Origin of the sequence: Streptosporangium sp. NPDC023963, assembly GCF_040639135.1 — a bacterium.
Classification (GTDB): Bacteria; Actinomycetota; Actinomycetes; order Streptosporangiales; family Streptosporangiaceae; genus Streptosporangium.
Genome location: NZ_JBEZZK010000001.1, coordinates 1199523 through 1211155, shown reverse-complemented (window position 1 = coordinate 1211155; position 11633 = coordinate 1199523). Strand labels below are relative to the sequence as shown.

Genomic DNA, 11633 nt, shown 5'->3' with positions numbered 1-11633 from the left:
GGCGGCTGACGGCGCTCGGCGCCGAGGGCGTCCGGCTGTCAGCCGATGGTCGGCGAACTGTCAGCGCCCCCCGCGAAGTTCGTGAGCATGAAGAACACCACGGTCCTCATCTCCGGTGCGAGCATCGCCGGGCCCGCGCTCGCGTACTGGCTGAGCCGTTCCGGCCACGCCGTCACCGTCGTCGAGAGGGCACCCGCGCTCCGCCCCGGCGGCCAGGCCGTCGACTTCAAGGGCGAGACCCACCGCGTCGTGCTGGAGCGGATGGGAATCCTCGGCGAGGTGCGGCGGCGCCAGACCGGCGGTACCGACCAGACCATCGTCGACGCGGACGGCAGGCCGCTGGCGGTCCTGCCCGGCGCGTTCACCGGCGGCGACGTCGAGATCCTCCGCGGCGACCTCGCCGCCCTGCTGTATGAGAGGACCGAGGCGGGCTGCGAGTACGTCTTCGGCGACTCCATCACCTCGCTGACCGACACGGCGGGCGGCGTGCACGTCACCTTCGAGCGCGGCGCGCCGCGTACCTTCGACCTCGTGGTGGGCGCCGACGGCATCCACTCCAACGTGCGGCGGCTCGCCTTCGGCCCCGAGTCCGACCACGTGCGCTTCCTCGGGTACTACTACGCGCTGGCCGACCTCGACACGGGTCCCGGCGGCGGGATGTACAACGAGCCCGGCCGGATGGTGGCGCTCGGCGGTCCCAAGTCCCCCGCGTTCTTCGTCTTCGCCTCCGAGCGGCTCGACTACGACCGCTACGACGTGGAGCGGCACAAGCGCATCCTGGCCGACGCCTACCGGGGCATGGGCTGGCGGGTTCCCGAGCTGGTGGCCAGGCTGCCGGAGGCGCGGAACCTCTACCTCGACTCGATCAGCCAGGTCAGGATCGACCACTACGCCAGGGGCCGGGTGGTGCTGCTCGGCGACGCCGCCTACGGCAACACCCTGGGCGGCTTCGGCACCGGCCTGGCCGTCGTGGGCGCGTACGTGCTGGCCGGGGAGCTGGCGGCGGCCGGTGGCGACCACCGGACCGCGTTCCGCGCGTACGAGGAGGCCTTCCGCGGCTACGCCAAGGTGGCCCGGCAGGGCGGCGCCGGCTCCTTTCTCGCCCCGGCGACGCGGCGGGGGATCAGGATGCGGAACCGGCTGTTCAAGAGCCGGTTCCTGCTGTGGTCGATGCTCAGGATGACCGACATGTTCGCCACGGACATCGAGCTCAAGGACTACCCGGCGCTCACCGGGACCTCCACCGCGACCTGAACGCCGTCGCTCCCGGGGGACGGGTCACGGTGCGGGCGCCGCCTGTCCCGGGAGAGCCGCTGCTTCACCGGAGGCCGCCTCCTCCAGGAAGTTCGCGCGCCGGAGCAGGGGGCGGTCGCGGGCGGTGCCGATCAGGGTGCCCGCGTGGCCGGTCAGCACGGTGCAGCCGCCCGCGTCGCACAGGTCGGTCCACCCGGCCGGGGTCGCCACCGGCAGCCGCGTGCGGATCCGGCCGTTCGCGTCCGCCATGTACAGCCGGCCGTTCATCGCGGCCAGCGCCACGGCCCCGGCTCCGGCGGCGGCCTCGACCAGGCTCCAGGCGGAGGTCTCCGGGTCGAACAGCCACAGGCCCTCCGCGGCGGCGGCGAACAGCTCGCCGTTCACCATGCCCAGGCCGACCCCGCCGCGGGGTCCGTCGGCGAGGGTGACCCAGCCGTGCCCGGGGTCGCGGAAGACGAGCCGGTCGTCGGCGGTGAGACCGTACAGGCCGATCGGGTGGACGGCGGTGGCCTCCCTGGGGGTGGCCAGGGCGACCAGCGCGGGGGCGGTCCCCGCGGGGCGCCAGCGCAGGTTCTGGTCCGAGACCGCGCGGGTGAGCAGCGAGCCGCCGGAGGTGGCGCCGTACAGCAGGGAGTCGAACACGGTCAGCGCGCCGACCTCGTCCGCGCCGCCGATGGTCTCCCAGCCGCCCGCGCGCACCGACAGCCGGTCCAGCACGTTGCGGGTGATCCGGTCCACGGCCGGGTCGTGCAGGGTGTTTCCCCAGTTCACGGTGGAGGCGGTGAACACCGTCCCGGCGCCGAGGCCGAAGACGCCCATGGTCGCCATGCCGCCCTGGCCGTACCGGTGCCAGTGCCGCAGGTCGGCGGTGGCCAGGATGACGAAGGACGGCGGGGTGCCGTCGCGCCCGGTGGCCACCGGCACGCCGTCCTCCTCGACGAAGTCGCAGGCGTCCGTCTCGTAGCCGATCGCGCCCTTGCCGAACGTGTCGCCCTCGCCCAGCTTGGTGCCCTCGAACACCCAGTGCTCGGGGAAGCGGACGGTGTAGGACTCCTCGTGCATGAGCTGCATGTACGGCCCCCAGGTCCCGGCGCCGCGCCGGAAGCTGACCCCGGTCAGGCCGTTCTCCGGGCGGTTCACCGGCGCGCTGGACCACTCGACCGTGGTGAGGGCCGGGTCGACGGCGGCCATCGGGTCGGCGATCGCGTCGCGGTAGCAGACCATGGTGCGCCCGTCGTCCTCCAGCCGGAACTGCCACCAGCAGGTGTTGCCGGAGAAGACGGCCAGGTTGCCGCCCCGGCGGACGAACTCCTCGACGCTGTCGCGCATCCCCGCCGACCAGTACTCGTCGTGCCCGCTGACCATGAGCAGCCGGTAGCCGGAGAGCAGCTCGCGCCCCTCGTGCAGGTCCAGGGCCGAGCAGTGGTCGACGTCGTACCCGGCCGGGCCCAGCCAGCGGATCATGCCCTCCTCCCAGCGCTCGGGGGGCGGCCCGCCGCCCGGCCGGTCGAAGGACACCCGCGAGGCGCGGGTCGGCTGCTCGCTCCAGTAGATGGACTCGCCGGGGATGCCCGCCCGGTTGTAGGCCTGCCAGGTCGGGAACGGGATCGACAGCAGGATCGGCGAGCGGGGGCGGGCGGCCCGTACGACGAAGTAGACCTCGCTGCTCTCCTCGTCGGCGGTGAAGACCGCGCGGTAGAGCGAGCTGGACCAGCCCGCGGAGACGTCGAGCGTCCACACCGGGCCGGTGAACTCCCCGTCGAGTACGGCCACCTCGGTGGCGACGTCCTCGACCAGCACCGAGCCTCGCAGCGGGGCGCGGGAGGCGCGGGCGAGGTGGAAGCGGAGCGCGCCGCCCTGGACGCAGGACGTCGACTCGGCGTAGGCGTGGATCGTCAACCGACCGGCTCCAGCACCTCGCGGAACGCGGCCTCGACCAGCAGCGACTCCAGGTCGAGCAGGTAGCGTTCCATGGCGGGGCGGGGAAGGTAGCCGGTGTCGGCGGTGAGCGAGACGCCCAGCCCGCCGGGCTCGCCGGTCACGTGCAGGCAGAACCGGCAGTTGAGCCGCTCCTGGCTGAGCGGCCAGGTGAGCGTCGTCTCGTCCAGGGCCCGCCGCACGCTGCGCTCGTCGGGGGAGGCGTCCGCCCGGTCGGTGAAGCGCATGTCGTTGAAGCAGCAGTACGGGTGGATTCTCACGCCCCGCTCCCGGCCGGCCCGCTCGGTGAGCCGGTCCCGGTCGTCCGGGTCGTGGTAGGCGGACCGGTAGGCGCGCAGCGCGGCGGGCCTGGCCGCGCGCAGCAGCTCGGTGAAGCCGCCCTCGCGCAGGTCCAGCACGAACAGGCCCTCCTGGGAGAGCGTGGTGACCGCGTTGACGGTGTCGCCGCGGAAGCGGTTGCCCACGATCGGCAGCATCGCGCTCACGTCGTGGCCGGTCACCCTTCCGGTCAGCGTGGCCGCGGCGGCCAGCAGGACGGTCGAGGTGCTCGTGCCGCTCAGCGCGGCGATCCGCCGCACGGCCAGGTCCATCGCCCGGGAGACGAGGTGCGCCCGCCAGATCGGCGGATCCGCGGGGACGCCCGCCCGCCGGTCGAACATGGTCGGGGGGATGCGCCGGTACTCGCTCGCCCAGTGTTCCGCGGCGATCGCCGCGACCTTCAGGCCCTGCTCCGAGCCCTGCCAGCGGGCCAGCTCCAGCGGGGAGGGCGGGGGCGGTCCGGGTACGGAGCCGCGCAGCAGGAGCAGCCGCAGGTCCGTGACCGCGACCTCGGCTCCGAGGCCGTCGGCGGCCAGGTGGCAGAAGACGAGCACGATGTGGGTGACCTCGCCGCGGTCGACGACGAGCCCGATCCTGAGCGGCCACTCGTTCCCGTAGTCGAACGCGGTCTCCGCCAGCGTGTCCCGCAGCCGCTCGGGGTCGCCGCCCTCCGACACGGTGACCGGGATGGAACCGCCGGTCGCGAGCACCTGCCACGGCTCCGCGCCGCCGCCCTCCCGGGCGCCGCCTCCGTACGGTTCCGCGCCGCTCGCCCGGACGACCTTCCCGTACGGTTCCGCGCCGCTCGTGTGGACGACTTTTCCGTACGGTTCCGTGCCGTTCGCGCGGCCGGCCTTCCCGTACGGCGCCTCACCCAGCCTGGTGCGCAGGGACTCGTGCCGTTCCACCAGCGCGCGCAGGACCTCGGCGGCCCCCGCCACGGTGAGCGGCCTGGCCCGTCCGGGCACGGCGAGCACGCGGCCGAAGTTGAAGTAGTGGTCGTCCGGTGCCGTCTTCCGGATCGTGTCCCAGATGGCCCGCTGCCCCCAGGTCAGCGGCGCCGTCTCCGATCGGCTCCCCGAGAACCGGATGTCCATGTGCTTCCCCCGTTCGGAAATGCGTTCAGGAGTGCGCGCGCAGCGCCTCGTTGATGTGGCGTTCCAGCGCGTCGAGGTCTTCCAGCAGGTCGAGCCCGTCGCCCGACAGGTCGATCTCCACCCCGAACTCGGTCTCCACCGCGTCGATCAGCCGCATCTGCGCCAGGGAGGTGACCCCCAGCGCGGACAACGGGACCGTGGCGGCGAGTGCCTCCCTGGCCGTGACGGCTCCGTCGGAGGCCGAGGCCACCATCGCCGCCAGCCGTTCCCTAATCATTGCCAGCCCCTCTCGTACGGTCTCCGGCGTCGCTCGCCGGGATCCGGGTCCAGTCACCGCGCATCTCACGCCCCTCTCGCGCTGAGGGGGCGCAGGTCGGTCCAGACGCGGTCGATGTGGGCGAGGCACTCCTCCTTGGTGCCGGAGACGCCCTCCTCGCGCCAGCCGTCCGGGAGGTCCCGGCCGTCCGGCCAGATCGAGTACTGCTCCTCGTGGTTGACCACGACGCGGTGACCCATCTTCAGCTCCCGGTTTCCATGAGGCGCTCGGCCTCCTCGTCGGACATCTCGGCCAGCTCGGCGACGAGCAGCTCCTCCACCGCCGCCGCGAGGTCGGCCACGGTGCTGCGGGCGAACAGGGTGCGGATCGGCACCTCCACCTCGACGGCGGCGCGGAGCCTGGCGACGGCGCGGGTGGCGAGCAGCGAGTGCCCGCCCAGCGCGAAGAAGTCGTCGAAGGCGCCGATCTCCTCGATGCCCAGCACCTCGCCGAAGATCTCGGCCACCAGCTCCTCGGCGTCGCCGCGCGGGGCGGTCCTCGTCCGGGGCCCGGCCTCGGGCGCGGGCAGCGCGGCCCGGTCGAGCTTGCCGTTCGCGGTCAGCGGCAGCGCGGTGAGGCTCACCCAGAGCGCGGGGACCATGTACGCGGGCAGCGTCCCGGCCAGGTACCCGGCCAGCTCGTCCCCGGTGGCCGTGCCGACGACGTAGCCGACCAGCGTCTCCCTGTGCACGGCCACCGCCGCCTGGCCGACGCCGGGGTGGGCCAGCAGCCGCGCCTCGATCTCGCCGAGCTCGATCCGGAAGCCGCGGACCTTGACCTGGTCGTCGAGGCGGCCGAGGAACTCCAGCCGCCCGTCGGCCCGCCAGCGCGCCAGGTCGCCGGTCCGGTAGATCCGCTCCCCGCCGGGAACACCGGGAACACCGGGGGCATCGGGATCGCCGGAGCCGCCGAGGGGGTCGTCAAGGGTGGGGAAGCGCTCGGCCGTGAGGTCCGGCCTGCCCAGGTAGCCGACGGCCACCCCGGCCCCGCCGACGCACAGCTCGCCCGGCGCCCCCGGCGGCACGGGCTCGCCCGAGCCGTCCAGGAGCAGGATCGAGGTGTCGGCGATCGGGACGCCGATGGGCGGTCGCCCGGGGGAGCCGTCCAGCTCGGCGGCGGTGGCGATGATCGTCGCCTCGGTCGGGCCGTAGGTGTTGACCAGCCGCACCCGGTCGCCGAAGCGCTCCCGCCAGCGGGCCACGGCCGCCTCGTGCACCTGCTCGCCGCCGAGGATCACCAGCCGCAGGGTCGGCGGCCAGGCGATCTCGCCGATGTCGTCGACGAGCGCGTGCCAGTACGCCGTGGGCAGGTCGAGCACGGTGACCCGGTCGAGGTGATCGGGCAGGGTGACGCCGCCCTCGGGCAGCAGCTCCAGCCTGGCCCCGGCGGCCAGCGCCGGATAGATCTCCTCGGCGTGGGTGTCGAAGCTCAGCGAGGCGAACTGCACCACCCGGTCGTCGGGCCGCAGCTCGTACGCCTCGCGCATCCACCCGACGCGGGAGGCCAGGTTGCGGTGCGAGACCACGACCCCCTTGGGCGTTCCGGTGGACCCGGAGGTGTAGATCACGTAGGCGGCCGAGCCGGGCACCGGGGCGCCCACCGGGACGAGGGAGTGCTCGTCCGTACGGGCCGCATGGCCGGCGGGCAGGGGTCGCTCGTCCGCGTACGCGCGCGGCGTGACGGCGGGCAGCCGGTCGCCCAGGCCCGCCGTGGTGAGGACGAGGGAGGCGGCGCTGTCGTCCAGCATGAACGCGAGCCGCTCGGCGGGGTGGTCCGGGTCGAGCGGCAGGTAGGCCGCCCCCGCCCGCCAGACGGCGAGCAGGGCCGCGACGGCGTCGGGCGACCTGTCCAGGCAGACGCCGACCACGTCGCCGGGGGCGACGCTCCGCCCGCGCAGCAGCGCCGCCAGCTCGTCCGCGCGGGCGTCCAGTCCGGCGTAGGTGAGCGTGGTGTCCCCGCATCCGATCGCCACCGCGCCCGGCGTGGCCCGTACGGCCGCCGCGAACAGGTCCGGCACCGGGGGAGCGGGCGGTCGCGCGGGTCCCCGCGACAGGCGCCGCAGCAGGACGTCGTCGTCGCCGGTGCGCAGCGGCAGCTCGGAGACCCGGTCGCCGGACGCGTCCGGCAGCGCGGTGAGCAGCAGGCGGAACCGCGCGGCCATCGCCTCGACCGTGGCCCGGTCGAACAACTCGGCGTCGTAGACGAAGCTGAGCGCCAGCTCGTGCTCGTTGTGCCAGGCCTCCAGCATCAGTTCGAGCTTGGCCTGCCGCATGCCGTGCTCGAACCCCGTCGCGGTGAGCCCCGCGAAGGCGTCGGGGGCCTGCGCGACGTCCTGCGTGTGCAGGATGAGCATGGTCTGGAACAACGGCGTGCGGGTCAGGTCGCGCTCGACCCTCAGGGCCGTCACCAGCTCCTCGAACGGCACGCCCTGGTGGGAGAAGGCGTCCAGGACGCCGATCTGGGTCTCGCGGAGCAGATCGGCGAAGGTGGGGTCGGCCGACAGGTCGCCGCGCATGACCAGGGTGTCGCTGAGGTAGCCGACGACCGGTTCGAGCTGGACCCGGTCCCGGCCCGCGGTGGCCGTGCCGACCAGGATGTCGCCGTGCCCGGTGTGCCGCGACAGCAGGACCTGGTAGGCGGCGAGCAGGACCATGAACATGGTGGCGCCGTGCTCCCTGCCCAGCCGGGCCAGGGCGGCGGCCTCCGCCGCGTCCAGCCGGACGCTCGCCACGTCGCCGCGCCTGGCGGCCCCGGCGGTGCGCGGCCGGTCGACCGGCAGGTCCAGCGGGGTGGGGTCGGCGAGCCTGTCCCGCCAGTAGCCGAGCAGGTCGCCGAGGTCGCGGCCGCGCTGCCAGAGGGCGACGTCGCCGAACTGGAGCGGGACCGGCGGCAGGGCGGTGGCCCCGGAGTACAGCCGCGACACCTCGTCGAAGATGAGGTTGAGCGACCAGCCGTCGCCCAGGATGTGGTGGAGCACGACGCACAGGACGTGGTCGTCCTCGGCGACCCTGATCAGGGTGACGCGCAGCGGCGGCCTGGCGCCCAGCTCGAAGGGCGCGTTGGTCAGGGCCGCGACCAGTTCCAGCGCCCCGGCCTCGCCCGCCGCGTCCGCCTCCTCGACGGTCACGGGGCCCGGCGGGTCGACGACCACGACCGGCACGCCGTCCACCTCGGGGAAACGGGTGCGCAGGCTCTCGTGCCTGGCGACCGTCCCGGCCAGCGCCCCGGCGAGCGCCTCCCGGTCCAGCGGCCCGCGCAGCCGCCTGACCAGGCACATGTTGTACGACGCGTCGTCCGGGTCGAGCCGGTTGAGGAACCAGAGCCGCTCCTGGCCGAAGGAGAGCGGCGGTACGGTTCCCTCGGGCCTCGGCCTCGGCCCGTCGCTCCTCCCGCCGGACGCGGTCGCGATCAGCTCCGCCAGCCCGGCGACCGTCGGCCGGGTGAACACCTCCCGGACCGGCACCTCCGTCCCGGACAGCGCCGCCAGCCGCGCGGTGACCATGGTGGCCAGCAGCGAGTGCCCGCCGAGGGCGAAGAAGTCGTCGTACGCGCCGACCTCCGCCGCCCCGAGCACCTCGGCGAAGACCTGCGCGACCATCCGCTCGCCCGGGGTGCGGGGGGCGACCACGTCCCGCGAGGGCGTCGCGTCCACGTCGGGAAGCGCGTTGCGGTCGATCTTCCCGTTGGGGGTGAGCGGCAACGCCTCCACCTCGACGAACACGCTGGGCACCATGTAGCCGGGCAGCTCGCGCGCGGCGCGCTCCCCGAGCCCGTCGAGCGCTCCCGCGCCCTCTGTCTCCGCCTCTGATGACGAGGTGGGCACGACAGGCGCGGCGGGCACGACGAAGGCCACCAGCCGGTCCCCGCGCACCGCGACGACCGCCTGCCGCACGCCGGGGCAGGCGTCCAGCACGGCCTCGATCTCGCCCAGCTCGATGCGGTGACCCCGGAGCTTGACCTGGTTGTCGGTCCGGCCGAGGAACTCCAGGGTGCCGTCGTTGCGGAGGCGGACGCGGTCTCCGGTCCGGTAGTGCCGCGAGCCGCCGGGACCGGGGACGAAGCGCTCCGCGGTCAGGGCCGGGCGGCCCAGGTAGCCGGTGGCGACCCCCTCGCCGCCGATGAGCAGCTCTCCGGCCACCCCGATCGGGCACGGCCCGCCGCCGGGGTCGGCGACGTGGACGACGGTGTTGGCGATCGGGCGGCCGATGACGATCTCCCCCGGGTCCTCGGGGACGTCCCAGGCCGTGGACCAGATGGTGGTCTCGGTCGGGCCGTAGACGTTGACGAGCCGGTCCACCCGGGGACGCAGCTCGCGGGCGAGCCGGGGGGCGAGCGGCTCGCCGCCGGTCAGCCCCACCACGCGCGGCAGGTCCCCGGCGAGCAGGACCCGCCACCCCGAGGGCGTCGCCTGGACGTGCGTCACGCCCTCGTCCCCGACGAGGCGCGCGAGCCGCACCCCGTCGCGGGCCGTCTCCGCGTCGGCGACGACCACCCGCCCGCCCGTCACCAGCGGCAGGTAGAGCTCCAGGGCGGAGATGTCGAACGACAGCGAGGTCAGCGCCAGCCACACGTCCCGCGGCGAGGACCGCACCAGGTCGCGCATCGCCAGCAGGAAGTTGGCCAGCGCCCGATGGGGTACCACCACGCCCTTCGGCCGTCCGGTGGACCCCGAGGTGTAGAGCACGTACGCGGTGTCGCCGGGAAGCGGCCGCGCGGGCGCGGCGGTCGCTGTGCTGGTCGCCGTGCCGGTTGCCGTGCTGGTCGCCGTGCCCGTCACCGGGGGGAGGTCGTCGAGGCCGGTCAGCACCAGCGCCGCCGCGGAGTCCTCGATCACGTACGCGACGCGTGCCTCGGGGTAGTCGGGGTCGACGGGGAGGTAGGCCGCGCCGCTCATCGCCACGCCCAGCAGGGCGACGAGCATGTCGGTGCCGCGTTCCATCCGGACCGCGACCAGCGAGCCGCGCCCGATCCCGGCCGCGCCCAGCCGCCCGGCCAGCTCCGCCGCCCGCCCGGCCAGCTCCGCGTACGTCAGCTCCTGCACGCCGGCCCCGCCCGCCGGCCCGTCCGCCGGCCCGTCCGCCGGCTCGTCCGCCGGCTCGTCGACCGGCGCGCTCACCGGTGCGGTCGCGGGCGTGGAGGCGTGAGCGGACGTGGCGCGTACCGCGACCGCGTCGGGGGTCGCCGCGGCCTGTTCGAGCAGCAGGTCGACGAGGGTGACCTCGGGCAGCTCGGCCGCGGTGTCGTTCCACCCCTCCAGCCGGGCGAGCTCCGCGCCCGGCAGCATCCGCAGCGCGCTCACCGGGGAGCCGGGGTCCGCCACGACGGCCGTGAGCAGCTCCTGGAAGCGGGCGACGAAACGTTCCACGGTCTCGCTGTCGAATAGCTCGGTGCTGTAGATGGCGGTGCCGTGCAGCTCGCCGTCGTCGCCGTGGTAGATGTCCACCGACAGGTCGAGCCTGGCGCGGGCCCAGCCGTTGGGGAAGTCCGTGACGTCGAGGCCGGGAAGCGGATCGGCCAGGTCGCCGTGGGTGTGGAAGGCGAACAGGGTCTGGAACAGGGGCGTGCGGCTCAGGTCCCGCTCCACGTCGAGGTCCACCACGAGGCGCTCGAAGGGGACGTCCTGCCGCGAGAGCCCGTCCAGCACGACCCTGCGGGTGCGTCTGAGCAGTTCCTCGAAGGTGGGGTCGCCGGACAGGTCGCAGCGCAGGGCCAGCGTGGTCGAGAGGAAACCGATCATGGTCTCCAGCTCGGTGCTGCCGCGGCCGGCCGAGGGGGTGCCCACGCAGAAGTCGGTCTGGCCGGTGTGCCGGTGCAGCAGCACCTGGTAGGCGGAGAGCAGCACCATGAACGGCGTGCACCGGGCGCGGCGGGCGAGGTCGCCGATCGAGGCGGCCACGTCGGAGGGGATCCGGAACTCGACCTCGGCGCCCGCGCCGGTCCGCCGGGCGGGACGCGGCCGGTCCGCAGGGAGCTCCAGGGGAGGCACCCCGGCCAGCCGTTCGGTCCACCAGCGGAGATCGGAGTCCGCGGGGCGCAGGGCGCGCGCGTACTCGCCGTACTGCAGGGGCAGCTCGGGCAGCGGGGCGGTGCCCCGGCTCCCGTAGTGGGTGGACACCTCGGAGCGGAGCACGTTCAGCGACCAGCCGTCGCCGTTGATGTGGTGCAGGACGACGCAGAGCACGTGGTCGGCGGGGCCGAGCTCGATCAGCGAGACGCGGAACGGCGGTGCGGCGGCCAGGTCGAAGGCCGTGTTGGTGAGCGCCGAGACCAGGGTCGCGACCTCATGCTCGCCCCGGACGGCGAGCCGATGGACCGTCACCGGTGACGGCGGCTCGACGACCGCCACGGGCTCCCCGGCGACCTCGCGGAACCGGGTCCTCAGGCTCTCGTGCCGTGCCGCCACCGTGGTGAAGGCGGCCTCCAGAGCGATCTTGTCAAGGCGACCTTTCAACCTGTAAACATAGGAGGTGTTGTAGGCGGAGTCGCCTGGATCGAGCCGGTGGAGAAACCAAAGCCGCTGCTGGCCGTACGACAGGGGGTATTCCATCCCTGATTGGCCGGTCGAAACGGTCTCCGGTGGGAACACGCAGGGCTCCTTTTTCGGCCGCGGGCCCGTTAGTTCACGCAATCGCGCTGGAGGTTAGTACGCAAAAGGCCCGCTCTGTGCATATATGACCAGCTTGGGCGGGCATCGGGAAGGGTCTCTTTCT

6 protein-coding genes are annotated in these 11633 nt (G+C 74.0%); 1 reads left to right on the top strand and 5 read right to left on the bottom strand.

What is annotated here, in order from left to right; all coding sequences use genetic code 11:
• The first annotated feature begins 87 nt into the window (after window positions 1-87).
• Complete coding sequence (locus tag AB0F88_RS05115) at window positions 88-1254, top strand: FAD-dependent monooxygenase (protein WP_362677502.1); 1167 nt, start codon at window positions 88-90, stop codon at window positions 1252-1254.
• Between the two features lie 24 nt (window positions 1255-1278).
• Here AB0F88_RS05115 and AB0F88_RS05110 read toward each other — a convergent pair whose 3' ends face one another.
• The 5 genes from AB0F88_RS05110 to AB0F88_RS05090 form a co-directional block, all read right to left on the bottom strand.
• Window positions 1279-3153 carry a N,N-dimethylformamidase beta subunit family domain-containing protein gene (locus AB0F88_RS05110; RefSeq protein ID WP_362677499.1) on the bottom strand — a complete coding sequence of 625 codons (1875 nt, stop codon included), beginning with the start codon at window positions 3151-3153 and terminating at the stop codon, window positions 1279-1281.
• A complete protein-coding gene (locus AB0F88_RS05105; protein ID WP_362677497.1) occupies window positions 3150-4607 on the bottom strand; it encodes a hypothetical protein in 1458 nt (485 codons plus the stop codon). The genes AB0F88_RS05110 and AB0F88_RS05105 overlap by 4 nt, the downstream gene beginning before the upstream one ends.
• 25 nt (window positions 4608-4632) lie before the next feature.
• Complete coding sequence (locus AB0F88_RS05100) at window positions 4633-4884, bottom strand: acyl carrier protein (RefSeq protein ID WP_362677495.1); 252 nt, start codon at window positions 4882-4884, stop codon at window positions 4633-4635.
• Window positions 4885-4949: 65 nt separating this feature from the next.
• Window positions 4950-5123: an MbtH family protein gene (locus AB0F88_RS05095; RefSeq protein ID WP_350972660.1), complete on the bottom strand. Its 174-nt coding sequence runs from the start codon at window positions 5121-5123 to the stop codon at window positions 4950-4952.
• A 2-nt stretch (window positions 5124-5125) separates the two neighbouring features.
• Window positions 5126-11470, bottom strand: coding sequence for an amino acid adenylation domain-containing protein (locus tag AB0F88_RS05090; protein WP_362677964.1), 6345 nt, complete (start codon window positions 11468-11470; stop codon window positions 5126-5128).
• Between the last annotated feature and the right edge of the window lie 163 nt (window positions 11471-11633).